The organism is Acidobacteriota bacterium, from assembly GCA_009691245.1.
GTDB lineage: Bacteria > Acidobacteriota > Terriglobia > 2-12-FULL-54-10 > 2-12-FULL-54-10 > SHUM01.
The window spans coordinates 1-13,434 of record SHUM01000002.1 but is presented as its reverse complement, the minus strand read 5'-3'; the positions used below and the strand labels follow the sequence as shown (position 1 = coordinate 13,434).

At 56.0% G+C, this 13,434-nt stretch carries 9 protein-coding genes and 1 pseudogene; 4 read left to right on the top strand and 6 right to left on the bottom strand.

Features of this window, described 5'->3' with window-relative positions:
• Positions 1 to 66: 66 nt before the first annotated feature.
• Together EXQ56_00875 and EXQ56_00870 are read left to right on the top strand one after the other, a co-directional pair.
• The gene (locus tag EXQ56_00875; protein MSO19011.1) at positions 67 to 1,824 is read left to right on the top strand and encodes a hypothetical protein; all 1,758 of its coding nucleotides are present in this window, start codon (positions 67 to 69) and stop codon (positions 1,822 to 1,824) included.
• 5 nt (positions 1,825 to 1,829) lie between these two features.
• Positions 1,830 to 3,593: a tetratricopeptide repeat protein gene (locus tag EXQ56_00870; protein ID MSO19010.1), complete on the top strand. Its 1,764-nt coding sequence runs from the start codon at positions 1,830 to 1,832 to the stop codon at positions 3,591 to 3,593.
• Positions 3,594 to 3,650: 57 nt separating this feature from the next.
• Here EXQ56_00870 and EXQ56_00865 read toward each other — a convergent pair whose 3' ends face one another.
• The 6 genes from EXQ56_00865 to EXQ56_00840 form a co-directional block, all read right to left on the bottom strand.
• Positions 3,651 to 4,202 carry a prepilin-type N-terminal cleavage/methylation domain-containing protein gene (locus tag EXQ56_00865; protein MSO19009.1) on the bottom strand — a complete coding sequence of 184 codons (552 nt, stop codon included), beginning with the start codon at positions 4,200 to 4,202 and terminating at the stop codon, positions 3,651 to 3,653.
• 528 nt (positions 4,203 to 4,730) lie between these two features.
• Positions 4,731 to 5,405, bottom strand: a complete 675-nt coding sequence (pdxT, locus tag EXQ56_00860) for a pyridoxal 5'-phosphate synthase glutaminase subunit PdxT (GenBank protein MSO19008.1) — start codon at positions 5,403 to 5,405, stop codon at positions 4,731 to 4,733.
• A gap of 206 nt (positions 5,406 to 5,611) precedes the next feature.
• Positions 5,612 to 6,496, bottom strand: a complete 885-nt coding sequence (pdxS, locus tag EXQ56_00855; GenBank protein MSO19007.1) for a pyridoxal 5'-phosphate synthase lyase subunit PdxS — start codon at positions 6,494 to 6,496, stop codon at positions 5,612 to 5,614.
• 164 nt (positions 6,497 to 6,660) lie between these two features.
• Entirely contained in the window at positions 6,661 to 7,143 is a 483-nt protein-coding gene (locus tag EXQ56_00850; GenBank protein ID MSO19006.1) for a PaaI family thioesterase, read from the bottom strand.
• Positions 7,144 to 7,334: 191 nt separating this feature from the next.
• Positions 7,335 to 9,281 carry a hypothetical protein gene (locus EXQ56_00845; GenBank protein MSO19005.1) on the bottom strand — a complete coding sequence of 649 codons (1,947 nt, stop codon included), beginning with the start codon at positions 9,279 to 9,281 and terminating at the stop codon, positions 7,335 to 7,337.
• A 275-nt stretch (positions 9,282 to 9,556) separates the two neighbouring features.
• On the bottom strand, positions 9,557 to 10,222 hold the full coding sequence (locus EXQ56_00840) for an MBL fold metallo-hydrolase (protein ID MSO19004.1): 666 nt from the start codon (positions 10,220 to 10,222) through the stop codon (positions 9,557 to 9,559).
• 321 nt (positions 10,223 to 10,543) lie between these two features.
• Here EXQ56_00840 and EXQ56_00835 point away from each other — a divergent pair, with 321 nt between their 5' ends.
• Together EXQ56_00835 and EXQ56_00830 are read left to right on the top strand one after the other, a co-directional pair.
• Positions 10,544 to 12,865 carry a hypothetical protein gene (locus tag EXQ56_00835; GenBank protein ID MSO19003.1) on the top strand — a complete coding sequence of 774 codons (2,322 nt, stop codon included), beginning with the start codon at positions 10,544 to 10,546 and terminating at the stop codon, positions 12,863 to 12,865.
• Positions 12,866 to 13,328: 463 nt separating this feature from the next.
• Positions 13,329 to 13,434, top strand: a pseudogene (locus EXQ56_00830) (hypothetical protein).

The window sequence follows — 13,434 nt, the reverse complement described above, 5'->3', positions numbered from 1 at the left end:
CTTCTACGGCACAGACTGCGCAGCGCCATAGATCGGCCCCGCGCGGCTATGCTACATTCAGCCTAAATGAGGATAATCAATTCTTTAACGCTTTCCGCGGAAGGGAATAAGTGTGCCGCTAAGTGGCTCCCTTGCGCTCTCCTGCTTATTATCACCTTCGCCCTCTACGGCGCTTCTGTGTACTTCAATTTTGTCTGGGACGATTCCATCTACATCCGAGAAAATTATCGGATTCGATCTCTGGATTGGCTTCACATTCGAGCGATCTGGACTAGTACTTATTTGGGCCATTACGCCCCATTGCATCACACTTTGTTATCGTTACTCTATCGCGTTTCAGGGATGGAGCCGTTCGGTTACCACTTAGGTCAGGTACTGATTCATTCGGCTTGCGTATGCTTGTTATACGCGCTTCTCAGTAAAATCGAACCGGCGCGCGTTGCGCTCCTGGCAGCTTTGCTCTTCGCAGTGCATCCGACAAACATCGAAACCGTCGCATGGATTTCAGAAACCAAGAGTACTCTGTCCCTATTGCTTGTATTGTTGTCGTTCTGGTTCTTTATTCGATTTCGTGAGACGAACCGACCATTCCATTTTGCGCTGGTCGCTATCTTTCTGGATTGTTCAGCGCTTGCGAAGATCAACACCGTTGTAGCGCCGGTTATTTTTCTTCTATATGACTACAAGACCGGGGACTCATTTAGACAATTGCGCTGGCGTTCTCTTGCCATTTTATTTGTATTAAGTGGAATTCTAGTACTGGTTCATATTCAAGCGTTCGGAAACAGTGGCGAAATGCTGGATGGCAGCCCCTACAGCGGGCTGGGCACGCGCCTTATGAATTTTCCGCTGTTGATCTCGTTCTACTTGGAAATGATTGTACTTCCTTTCAGGCTGTCTGCCTGGGAGCTGTTTCCAGTTCAACAATCTTTTAATTGGATCGTGGCCCTTGCCTGGACTGGGCTTGCGCTGCTGCTTGTTTTTCTCGTTCGTGCCGGCCGGGACACGCAGTTTTGGGCCTTGTGGATTCTGGTTTTCTTGCTTCCCGTTTTGCAGATAGTTGCATTTCCGATTTGGGTGGCGGACCGCTACCTCTACATTCCTCTAATTGGCGGGGCGACGCTCGTAGCCAGGCTTTTCTTTTGGTGTTGGGATTGGCTTGTGCAGCCGGGGACGCTCGCGGTGGCCGTGGTTGCTGCTCTGGCCTGGAGGACACACAGGCACCTGCCTGTGTGGAGGGATGAACTGGCGCTGTGGTCGGCAACCATACCGACGTGCATGACATCAGCATACTGCCACTCCAGCTTTGGACTTGCGCTCATGAGCGCCGGGCAGTTTCAGCGTGGTGGAGATGAACTGGTACGAGCAGTTGAACTCCAGCCTACACCCCTGTTTCTCATGTATCTTGGCGACGCCTTTACGCGCAGCGCGCGAAATTACCCCGAAGCGGTTCGGATATATCTGCTGGCGCTAAAGGACAGAAAGCCGGCCGGACAGGACATTGGAGGGCCACGACTTGCTAAAATCCATGCAAAACTCGCGCGCGCTTATATACTTTCAGGACAATTGGATCTAGCGAGTCAAGCGATTCAAACTGGAAGAGAATATGATTGGCGCTACCCCGGGGTATGGGTCATGGACGTATTCCTCCAGTGGAAGCGGGGCAATTTGGATGGGGCTAGGGCCTCATTGTCCGGGCTGATTTCAATGCTTGGCCAAGATATCCAAATTGACGGTATGGTAGACCAGTATTGGGGTGACCGGGGCGAGACAAGGAAGATGTTGGCTGAACTCAAGCCATCTAATTCCACCATACCGAAATAAGCGACATGATCCCAACGATTCCAGCATCTCGTGACCGATGGTCTATTGTGAAGTTTACGGACAGGCTTTCCGCAAGCTTTGCATGGCTTCCTTATGCGCTACTGATTAGTGTTACTTCCGCTCTCTACGCGGTAACCCTATACTACGAATTTGTCTGGGATGACGGAGTCTATGTAGTTCGGAATTATAGAATTCAAGGACTCGACTGGATGCACATACGGGCGTTTTGGTCCGACATCTATCTCGGACACTATGCGCCGGTCCAGCACAGTTTCTTAGCGCTCGTGCATCACTTCTCTGGTTTGGAACCATTTGGGTATCATCTAGGCCAGGTGCTGATTCATACCGCCGTGGTTTGTCTGGTTTACCTGGTTGTGAAGAAGCTGGAAACGCCGGGCGTGGCGCTGGTTGCCAGCTTGCTGTTCGCGGTGCATCCCACCAACGTCGAGACGGTTGCGTGGATCTCTGAAAGCAAGAGCACTTTGGCATTTTTATTTTTTCTGATTTCTTTCTGGTTTTTCATTCGTCTGCGAGAGCGACAGCATTGGACGGACGGAGCACTGGCAGGCTTATTTCTGATTCTATCGGTGCTCTCCAAGATCAATACAGTTGTTGCTCCGGCAATCTTCCTGTTGTATGACTACCGCCAGGGGGCAACCATCAGAACCCTGAAGTGGCGGAGTCTGTCGCTATTCTTTGCCATTAGCGGCATGTTTACGGTAATCCATCTCGGCGCGTTTCACGGCTCAACGCAGTCCATGGAGCAGCAATTTTATGGTGGAGCGGGGCGGCACATCATGCAGATGCCGCTGCTGCTTGCATTTTACCTGCAACAAATAGTTTTCCCTGTTTCTCTGTCGGCCTGGCAAATGTTTCCAGTGCAGGAAACTTTTAACTGGCTGGTTACTCTCGGTTGGCTTGGCTTGGCCGCGATGAGCTGGGTGCTATCGCGCGGCAATCGCAAAATTCAGTTTTGGGTATTGTGGATTTTTGTTTTCTTGCTACCTGTCCTACAAATCGTTCCTTTTCCAATCTGGGTGGCTGATCGCTATCTCTATGTTCCAGCCATCGGCGCATTTGTCCTGGCAGGAATCGGCTTTTTTAATATCCAAGAGCTCTTGCCGAAAATTCCGAGGCGTGCTTGGGAAGCAGCAATTCTGGCGATTGTCCTCATCCTCGGATGGCGTACCCATCAACACATTCCTGTCTGGAAGAGTGACCGGACTCTCTGGGAGGCCACTACGCCCACCTGCCTGACCTCCGCGTACTGTCACATGAACCTGGGAACCAGTCTTCTGAAGGACGGCCAGACCAATCGCGGGATGCAGGAGTTGATTCGAGCGGTTGAAATCCGTGCTACCCCGCACACCTTGCAACAACTGGGGGAAGGCTTTACTTTTACCGCGCGAGATTACAAGCAAGCCATCATTGCCTATAAGATGGCGGCCGAATTGCCAAATGCGACTCCGGAAATTCATGGCAAGCTGGCACGCGCGTATTATCTGGCTGGAGACCTCGAAGCGGCGCGAGCGGCAATTGAGCGCGGCGTGCGCGTCAGTCAATTTGATCCCGGGCTGTGGATCATCAGCGGCTTTGTGTATTGGAAGCAGGGAAACTGGGATGAAGCGCGGCGTTCGCTCAACGCTGCACTGGTCATGATCGGGCGCACGGCCAATCCCGCGGAGTTCTTTGGGGCGTTCATGGGAAATTCGGCGGAGGTCGCTAAACTTCTATCCGATTTGAACTCAGAGCACCCGACCAATAAATAAAGGGGGACCGAAGTCCCCCTTTATACTATTTGATCTACACAACTAAGAACAAGTTCGTTAGTTGCCCAGCGGGAGCATGGCAGGATCGCAAGTTTTTGTTGCGGTTCCGATAACTACTCCGACCAGGGTCGTGCCGGGGTTTTCCTTGCGGATCACATTGGACTGATCCACGCAGAAGTGAGACACGCCGGTAACATTAGGACCTGTCGGCGTGGCGATGATATCGTAGGAAAGGTTCTGCGTAGCTGGATCGGGCGCCGCCACTTCCGGTTCATAAATGAAGCTGTATCCACTCTTGGCAATACCACCACTCGCTTGGGCCAGAACCGAATCAATCAAGTCAGCGGCGGTCGAATCTGCCGTTGCTGGAGCGGCTGGGCAACCGCCGCCGCAACCAAGGCTAGCCAAGTCAGGCGAAAAACCGATACCGTAGGACGTGGCGTAGGTTACATTGGCAGTCGAAAGCGTGCGGAGACCACCCGCCGCGGACGACTCATTGGCGGCCATGCGCGAACGCAGCAAGTTCGGCACTGCGATAGCCGCGATGATCAAAATGATCGCCACGACGATCAGCAACTCGATAAGCGAAAATCCTTTTTGCTTCTTCATTTCTGTAAATCTCCTCTCCGACATTTTGGACTAAGTTGAATTTCTACTAAGCTATCTTGCAAAACTCTCCGAACGCTGGAATTTCTTGTTCCATTCGTTCTATCGGCAGCTCTGTTGCAGTTCCCATGCCAAATCAGAACGAAGCCATTAACGTCTTCGAGCATAGTGGATATTTACTTTAGATATATATACTTAACCGCACTCAGTAGGACAATGTAATTTTTCAGTTACGCTACTGGCCCAGTCAGCGCAATCAACTATTAGTGACACTTCACGTCACTGTCCCAGACAACTTCAGTCTTAATCGGCTAGCTGGGCCAGTACCACAAACTCATCTATATAAATGGTCAATGCAGAGTTTGGTGCGGGGTCAGTTTGACGTTAGGGCATGGCTTTAGCCATGCCAAACAGACTCGCCATCGCGGGGGGCTTTAGCCCCCGAGGTGTCGCCCTTAGCGGTTAAAACCGCTTTTAGCATTCGCTATTTCAGCACGGTTGAAACCGTGCCCTGACGCAAAACCAGAGTTATCACACACACCCCTTAAGGGGAGAGGGCAGAGCACCGAAGCACATCTGGCAGAAATATCCATGAACGAATAGAACGGTAGCACTGTCAGCGGAAAGCTCAGGATGGAACGTCGCTGCCAGGTAATTGCCTTGGCGGACCAGCACCGGGCTGTCATCCAGTTTGATCAGGGGGACAACCGCTTTGCCAGCCTTCAGAATCAGGGGCGCGCGAATGAATACGGCCTCGATCTTAGGGACGTCGCTGGCTGCCTTCATGCCAAGTGTTGCATTGAACTCATTGCTGCAGCGAGCGCTTCGAATAAAGCTATAGACCTGCCGGCCAAACGCATTGCGGCGAATGGTCATATCCATCAGCCCCAGGCAGCGCTGCGCGGGGTTTTCCACTTCCCTGGCCATCAGGATGGCGCCGGCGCAAGTACCGAACACCGCATGATCCTTGGCGAACGCCGCCAGCGGCTCCCACAGTTTTTCATTGTCGAAGAACTTAATTAAAGTAGTGCTTTCACCCCCGGGCAGGATCAGGCCAGCCAAACCTACCAAGTGCTCGGCCTTCTTGACCAAACGGAAGGGAACCTTCAGCGCTTCCAGAATGCGGCCATGCGCTGCAAAATCACCCTGTATGGCTAGGATGCCGATAGGCTTACCCAGTGGATTAAAGGTCTTCGTGGCTCCCATGCGCTAAGGGAATCCTCTCGTAGCCAGTTAGTTTCAAATTCGCAAATCGTAAGGGCACGGTTTCAACCGTGCCGTAAAATGGTCCATGAGAGCGGTTTTAACCGCTGGGGACGCACCTCAGGGGCTAAAGCCCTTCGCTACGGCAAGCTCAATCGGCATGGCTGAAGCCATGCCCTTACGTCAAACTCTCCCTCTATCCGCTCCTCTTACCAGCCGCGTGTCTGGAGCATGTCCTTCTCGTCTATCTGGGCGATGTCCAACCCACGCATGGCCTCGCCCACCTGTTCGGAGCATTCCAGCAGCACCGCGGGATCATTGAAGTGGGTGGTTGCACGCACCACGGCCTTGGCGCGTGCTTCCGGGTCGGACGACTTGAATATTCCCGAGCCTACGAACACCGCCTCCGCTCCCAACTGCATCACCAGCGCGGCGTCGGCGGGGGTGGCAATGCCACCGGCGGAAAAGTTCGGCACGGGGAGCTTGCCCGTCCGGGCCACTTCGCGGATCAGGTCATAGGGCGCGGCCAGACGCTTGGCCTCCGACATCAGCTCCTCTTCGGGCAGAGTGGTCAGGTGCTTCATCTCGCGCATGATGGTGCGCATGTGCCGCACGGCTTCAACAATATTTCCCGAGCCGGCCTCGCCCTTGGTGCGGATCATGGCCGCGCCTTCAGCGATGCGCCGCAGCGCCTCGCCCAGATTGCGCGCACCGCAGACAAACGGGATCTGATACCCGTGCTTATAGATGTGATGCTCTTCATCGGCCGGCGTCAACACTTCGCTCTCATCGATGTAATCGACTTCCAGAGCTTGCAAAACCTGCGCTTCCACCGCGTGGCCGATGCGCACCTTGGCCATCACCGGGATGCTGACCGTTTTCATGATCGCGCGGATGATGGAGATGGAGGCCATGCGCGACACGCCGCCTTCTTTGCGGATGTCGGAGGGCACGCGCTCCAGCGCCATCACCGCCACCGCGCCGGCGTCTTCGGCGATCTTGGCCTGCTCCACGTTGGTAACGTCCATGATGACGCCGCCCTTGAGCATCTCCGCCAATCCCACCTTCAGTCGATACGCCTGATTCTCCGCCATGCTGCCTCCTCGAAAATTCTGCTGTTTAGTGCTTCGCGTTGGTAGCCACGGTGAGTGCTTTTCTCGCCGTGGGCTCTCGCCTGTCGGATCTGGAGGGAAAGCTCACGGTGAGAAAAGCACTCACCGTGGCTACCAGGGCTTCCATACTCCAACCACACATCGCGCTATGGGTGATTCGGCGAGCGGTCGCCAATTTTGACGAACCGCGCCCGCGCGCGCGCCAGCACGTTGCCCTGCTCGTCCGACACCGTTCCCTCGCGCCAATAGTTGCGGCCATCCTGTTTCGAGCGCCGCGCCTCCAGCACCACTTTCGTGCCGATGGGCACGGGCCGCAAATACTCAATCGTCAACTCCGCCGTGGGGGCGATGATGGCGTCAATGCGGTTCAGATTGCCCATGGCTTCGTCGAGCAGCGTGGCGATAATTCCGCCATGCAGATGATAGCGCGAGCCACGGAAACGTCCGTTGGTGCGATAGACGCCCCGCGCCACGGCAGTCGCTTCGTCAATGCCAATCTTCAAGTGCATGCCGGTTGTGTTGTCACGACCGCATCCGAAGCAATAGTTCTTCGGACGCTTCACCACTCGCTTGGTGGATTTGCCGCTGGACACATTTGTTTTGGAGGTCGCTGGTTTATTGGCCGGCATCTCAATAATTCATCCAAATTCAGTGATTCAAAAGGCAAATTCAATGATTCAAATGGAAATTATAACACGCCCGGGGATGAGCGGGGCCCGCTGACCCAACCCCCGATGGTCTACCCCCGGTGGTCCAGCCGCTGATTAGCTGAGGGGGCACAAACAAAGCGGAGGGCAGTTTATTGGTCCGGTGGCTGACTCTACTGAATAGGAATATGGAGAAGGTTGGACTCCACGCTGCCCATGCGCAGCATGAGCGGAACGGAATCTCCGCCCGGCGCATCCATCGGCACGGCGACGTTGATCTGGTAAACACCCACCCACTCCGGCGCCAGGCCCGAATAGAGCACCTGCGCGGGAACGTCGCCGATGGTCACTTCCGGGACATGCAAGCTGAAGGCAGGCAGGTCAGCGGACGGGCGATCTCCGCTGGTCGGCTGGTTGGCGACAGGCCCCAGGCCGATGGCATAGATCGAGATGACCGACCCGCGAGCCATGGCGTTGGGGTTGGTCCCGCTACCGTCCGAATCTCCATTGGAAGAGTCTGCTGTTGCTGGCTGGATTGCCGGAGCAGCCAAGCTCGCCGAGATGAGTCGCGGGGCCGCATCGGTCAAGGGAATTTCGATCACATTACTCGGTTTTCCATCCACCACTACACGCAGCGTGGCGCTCGTCAGGCCCGCCATCTCCCAGGGAACCTGAAAGTTGATGTGTCCGGGCGCCACGGCGATGCCGTTCACTTCCGCCACGGAGGTATTCAGTTGTCTGGGCAGAGGGAACTCTGCCGCCGGCCAATCCCAATAGGCCAGATTCTCACCTTCAATCGCTGCCAGCCCGCCGACTACCAGCTCCGGACTGGCAGGATTTTCCATCCCCGCGGGGATCGCCGATCGCACGGAGGGCGCGGGGATTGGGCCGGCTTCTGAGATGACGTTATCGCGCCGGACCTGAATGAACTGCCGTGTGACTTCAATGGCGAACTCGAATTCCTCATTCGTGGTTAGCTTCGCCGGGTCGGACAGCGCTGCCTCCCGTATCTGTTCATAGGCGCGGGCCAGTTCCTTCTCCAGCCAGCCGCCGGGTCCGCCCGCGGCCAGCGCGGCACGGCGCACCGCGTCAAGATAGAGGTCGCGCAAGGCAGGGACTTGCATCGCCCGCCGCATCAGTACGTTTTGCTGTGTGCGCGCCCAAATGGACTTTTCGGGTTCCCAGAAACCCTGCTCCTTATCCCAGGGAGTGATATGAAACAGCTTCCCATTAGGCGGACGGTACAGATAAAAATTGTTCATTCCCAGATGACCGAAGACTCCATCGAATTCGGCCAGATATTGCTCCACCGCCAAATATTGCAGCCACTCTTTCAGATCAATGTATTCGGAGACAGCCGCGATGAAGTTGGCGTCGGACGATTGATTGATCGCCCGGATCATCGCCACCAGCGTGGCGGGGTCGTAGCTGGTCTTGCGCGTCTTGGGCTCGAACATATTCGGCGCGTAATTGGCCGGATCATTGCCCAGAAACTCGAAGTTGTACTCGCGCACCCAGGAGAATTGGAACAAGTATCCGGCGCTCTCGCCATAGACGCGATTGAGGAAGTTGGTGTCCATCTCCTCAATGATGATATACAGACCGATGTAATCGCCGTTCATGAAGACTTTTGCGAACGCCTCGCGCGGAGCCGGGATGTTCATGCGGCGGAACAGCGCCATGCTCAGACGGTCATGCACGAACGACCAGTCCTGCAGAGCATTCTTCAGGCGGAAGGCGCTCAATCCAAGAAATCGTTGCGATGAGACATAGCGGCTGAAGTCCAGCCCGAGATATGGTTTTTCGCCGCTCGCCGAGCCATTGCCGCGCGAACGCACTCCAATGCGCTGGACCTGCTGTCCACTCCAGGAGAAGTTTGCCTGATAGTAAGTGTCCGCGCGGAAATTGGCTTTCAGTTGCGCCCAGTCCGCCGGAGCCATGGTGAGGTGAATCTCATGCACCACGGAGTCGTCAAACAGTGCCTCCGATGTCTGGCTTGCAGTCTGTGCCCAGCCCGCCGGTGCGAGCAGGAATGACAAAACAGCCAGCGCGCACAGATGGATGCATCGCCTCGCGCGCTGCAAATTTGATTCCGAGTTCCGATCCGTCCGCCGCCGCATCTCGTTTCCTCTTCCGTCTAATTGCCGTCCTGCTGTGGGCACACCTGCACGATGCCCGCAAGCATGGGCAAAAGGTAACTATCGGACAGAAACGAATTCCATTGAATGGTACGAAAGACTCATTTGGAGTTGCCTATACCTGAGTGTTAACAGGACGAGCGGACGCGCAAGCGCTATGTAGACACACCTGTGCCGCGGCCGATACGCGCCGCGCAACGCTGCCGGAAGGGACGAGAATGGAAGTGATTCGAGACAAAAATGATGCGGGGAGGTAGTTAGTTCAATTGCAAGAAGGGATTGTGAACCCGTTCGTAGCCGATGGTGGTTTCCTCGCCGTGGCCGGGTATGACGATGACGGCGTCGTCCAGTTCGAGAAGCTTATCCTTGATCGACTTCAGGATCGCCCGCGTGTTGCCGCCGCGCAGGTCGGTCCGTCCGATGCTGCCGCGAAACAACGTGTCGCCGGCGATCAAGGTGGGAGGAGCGCCCGTCGCCGCGCCATCTGCATCGGGCAACTGCGGGACCAACAGGCAGATGCTGCCCGGCGTATGTCCCGGAGTGTGAATCACCGTGGCCCTGATGCGTCCGGCGGTTATGGTGTCGCCGTCCTTGGGCGAGAGATCAATCTCCGTCTTTTCCGGATCGGCCACGCCGATCATCAGCGCCTGCTCGCCCAGATGCTTATACAGATCCAGATCATTCTCGTTCAGATACACTGGCGCGCCCGTCGCCGCCTTCATCTTCTTGGCCCCGCCGATGTGGTCAATGTGCGAGTGGGTAACGATGATGGCCTTCACGCGCAGCTGGTGCCTTGCCACGATGGCCAGAATCGCGTCAATATTATCCCCGGGATCAATCACCATGGCCTCGCCGGTAGACTCATCTCCCAGCACGGAGCAATTACATCGCAGCATTCCCACCGGCAATATTTCATGGATCATAGCAGAAAATTATAGCACGCCCGAATAGGCCGCCCGCGGCGGCGGGTAGTGGGTCAGTTTGAAATTTCAGCCTGATTTTAAGGCTGTCATCCTGAGCGCAGCTCAGGATGACAAAGGCAGTTCAGCCGCAATTTTAATTTGAGGCACTACCTTCATATTTGTTTTCTTTCTTGACCCGTGAAATCCGCTCACGTAAAATCGCTCACAGCTGACCAGCTCTTGCCGGGCCGGACTATTCATGCTTCAGCTTGTTCAGTCTAGAGGGTCAGAGACCGTATTGATAATTTGCGAAGCTCTTTTATACAAAGTGCATAGGTGGTGATGGCCATGAAACTTTTTGCCCAATTCATAAGCCTCCGGCGCGTTTGCGCCTTGGCGACGTTCCTGTTGCTCGGGACGGCTTCCGGCTCGGCCCAACAGAGCGAGGGGTACGGGGCGACTGCAATGACCGCACCCACCGCCAATAACGCGGTTGCGGCCCATGCCCAGCGCTCGCTGCGCGCCGTAAAAACCTCGACGCCGCCGGTGCTGGACGGCAATCTAAATGAGACCGCTTGGGAGCGCGCCACCGTCTCGCTGGGATTTGTTCAGAAAGACCCGCAAGAGGGACAGCCGTCGTCGGAGAAGACCGAGTTCCGCGTAGTCTACACGCCCACCACGCTGTACGTTGCCATCCTCTGCTATGACAAAGACAACGCCGGCATCCTGGCCAGCGACCGCCGCCGCGACTCCTCGCTCGCCAACGACGACATGCTCAGCCTGGTCATCGACACGTTCCACGATCACCGCAACGCCTATCTGTTCCGCACCAATCCGCTGGGCACGCAGTATGACGCGTTGATCACCGATGAAGGCCGCAGCCTCAACGAAAATTGGGACGAGAAGTGGGACGTGGCCGCGAAAGTTATCGAAGGTGGATGGGTGGCCGAGTTCGCCATCCCCTTTAAAAGCCTGCGCATGAAGGACGGCGCGGGCGCGCAGTCCTGGGGCTTGGATGTCGAGCGCGTCATCCGCCGCAAGAATGAGTTTTCTTACTGGAACAGTTTCAGCCGCAGCTACAAGCTGGAGAATATTTCGCAGTCCGGGCACCTCGACGGCCTCGAGGGCATCGACAGCGGCATGCGCTATCGCATCAAGCCCTACAGCGTGGCGGGATTCAAGCGGTCGTCAAACGACTTTCGCAGCAATACGGACAACGCCTCCGACGTGGGCATGGAAGTCATGAAGTTTCGCCTGACCTCCGGCCTCACCGCCGACCTCACGTGGAACACCGACTTCGCGCAGACCGAAGTGGACGATCAGCAAGTGAGCCTCGACCGCTTCCCGCTGTTCTATCCCGAGAAACGCGAATTTTTCCTGGAAGGAGCGGGCATCTTCGAGTTCGGACGCCCACGCGCCGAGTTTGTCCCTGAGTTGCGCCTGATCCACACGCGGCGCATCGGATCGAGCATCAATAATGATTCATCGGTGCCCATGCAGGGCGGCGCGCGCATCACCGGCAACTATCGCGGCCTTTCGCTCGGCTTCATGTCCGTGCAGACGGAAGGCGATGCGGACTACAACACGCTGGCCAGCAACTACAGCGTCGTCCGCATCAAGAAGAACGTGCTGAATCGCTCCATCATCGGCGGTTTCGTCCTGAGCAAGGAGATGGGCGGCACGGGGGACTACAATCGCGTGTATGGCGCCGACGTTAACTTCACCTTTTTCCGCTACCTACAGATTCTTGGCACCTTTGCCAAGACCGCCTCGCCCATCGGGCCAAGGCGCAGCGAAGGCAAAGACTGGCTAGGCGATTTCAGCATGTTCTGGGAAGAGCAGCTCTATACCTTTGGCGTGGAAACTTTTTATATCCAGCCGAACTTCCGCAACGACCTCGGCTTCACGCGCCGCAAGGACTGGCGCAGGCATACGGCCAGCTTCACCGTGGCCCCTCGGCCGAAGAGCGGTCCCATCCGCCGCATCTCGATGAATCCGCGATTCGATTATGAGACCGACAGCCAGTACCGTCTCACCGGCCGCCTGGCGCACATGCACAATCGCATCGAGTTTCACTCCGGCGACGCCATCACCGCCAATCCGCACCGGCCGTTCGAGCGCATTGACAAGCGCTTCACGCTGCGCAGCCGGCTGGTGGAGATTGACCAGTACGGTCAGGCGAGGCGGCTTCCCACCGTCGTTGTGCCGGACGGCGATTATAAGTGGTTCTATCTCAACTCCAGCTTTATCTTTTCGCCCAAGCGCCGCGTCTCCGGCGTGATTTCCTACAAGCCCTCGCCGGGCTACTATGGAGGCGACCTGGTGGAGTGGGGGTTCACGCCGCGCGTAAAGATCAACAACAACTCGGCGGTAGAACTGAACTACCGCATCAACGATGGGCGCATCAACACCACCGAGTTCACCGATCACGTGGTCAACTTCCGCGTCTATTACAACTTCACCAACAAGTGGCTGACCACCACCACGATGCAATACAACAACGCCGACGCATTCTCCGGCCTGAACTTTCGCCTGAACTACATCTACCGCCCCGGCGACGATTTCTTCCTCGTCTACAACGAAGGCCGCCGTCTGGGCGAGGAACTGGACGGCCAGAAAGATCGCACCATGCAGGCCAAGTTCACCTATTCATTCGACTTTTAAGTATTATATCAACGGACAGCAGGGCCCGTGGTCGTTAACGCCCTATCTAGAAATTCCTGTATCCGCGGATTACTTGAGAATGGGGGAGTCTAATGTTTAAAAATTCAAGACCTGGGGGATTATAGTTCGACATCGGCCCGATCCATTTCATTGATAACGCGCGCCACTCGGTTGCGTGATGTTTTCAACGCCTTGGATGTATCTGAGGCGTTTTCGTCTAAGAGGAAGTAGGACTTCCGAACAGCCCACGTTTCAACTTCCTTTAAGGTAGCCTCCTGACCTGCCCGGCGATTTCGATACCAGCCGAAGTGAGAGAGAATCTCATGAGGGAGGTATTTGAATATGCCGATGCAGAGGTACAAACCAGAGCAGATCGTAACGGTGGTGTTGCGGCAGGTTGAAGTGGCGGTGGCCAGCGGGAAGACAACGCCGCAAGCGTGCAAGGAAGCCGGGATCACGGTGCAGGCTGAGAGATGAATGTCTGAATGGAGAGATCTTCTATTCATTGAAGGAGGCTCAGGTGGTGATCGAACAGTGGCGGCAGCAGTACAACACCCGCAGGCCGCACT

Coding starts and splice junctions, on each gene's coding strand:
- pdxT (MSO19008.1), bottom strand. CDS start 5,405: ATGGGAGCCACGAAGACCTTTAATCCACTGGGTAAGCCTATCGGCATC.
- EXQ56_00840 (MSO19004.1), bottom strand. CDS start 10,222: ATGATCCATGAAATATTGCCGGTGGGAATGCTGCGATGTAATTGCTCC.
- EXQ56_00850 (MSO19006.1), bottom strand. CDS start 7,143: ATGCCGGCCAATAAACCAGCGACCTCCAAAACAAATGTGTCCAGCGGC.
- EXQ56_00870 (MSO19010.1), top strand. CDS start 1,830: ATGATCCCAACGATTCCAGCATCTCGTGACCGATGGTCTATTGTGAAG.
- EXQ56_00865 (MSO19009.1), bottom strand. CDS start 4,202: ATGAAGAAGCAAAAAGGATTTTCGCTTATCGAGTTGCTGATCGTCGTG.
- EXQ56_00835 (MSO19003.1), top strand. CDS start 10,544: ATGGCCATGAAACTTTTTGCCCAATTCATAAGCCTCCGGCGCGTTTGC.
- pdxS (MSO19007.1), bottom strand. CDS start 6,496: ATGGCGGAGAATCAGGCGTATCGACTGAAGGTGGGATTGGCGGAGATG.
- EXQ56_00875 (MSO19011.1), top strand. CDS start 67: ATGAGGATAATCAATTCTTTAACGCTTTCCGCGGAAGGGAATAAGTGT.
- EXQ56_00845 (MSO19005.1), bottom strand. CDS start 9,281: ATGCGGCGGCGGACGGATCGGAACTCGGAATCAAATTTGCAGCGCGCG.